This is a genomic window from Neisseria sp. P0021.S006 (assembly GCF_051956895.1).
In genome coordinates, this window is the sequence record NZ_JBQCWZ010001308.1 from 1 (window position 1) to 432 (window position 432).

The 432-nt window shown below is 59.3% G+C and carries 1 protein-coding gene; it reads right to left on the bottom strand.

Annotated features, from left to right (window positions below):
• Nucleotides 1-432 (bottom strand): FAD-binding protein (locus ACTHUM_RS20025; RefSeq protein WP_440404010.1); only part of this gene is annotated, 432 nt, incomplete at both ends.

Genomic DNA, 432 nt, shown 5'->3' on the forward strand with positions numbered 1-432 from the left:
GCATTCGAGTAGGTTGCGGTTTTCGTATTCGGACGCGGTGTATGGCTCGGCTTGGTTTTGCTTCCAAAGCCGAAGTTGGGCGATAGCATGGCGCAGGTCGGTATCGTTGCGTATGATGCCCAGATGGCGTTGGTTGAAAGCTTGCAGGGTGGGGCGGCTGAATGCGTTTTGGAGGCCTTCTGAAAAGATGTCTGTTTCGGCAGAGAGGCTTTCAGACGGCTTTTGGAATGGTTCGGTTTGGAACGCTTGTCCGTCCGCGATGGTTTGGGCGGCAAGCCTGGCTGTCACGACGCATTCGAGCAGGGAGTTGCTGGCGAGGCGGTTGGCGCCGTGCAGCCCTGTGCAGGCGGTTTCGCCTAAGGCGTAGAGCTGCGGCAGGGAGGTTCTGCCGCTGGGGTCGGTTTGGATGCCGCCGCAGGTGTAGTGTTGCAC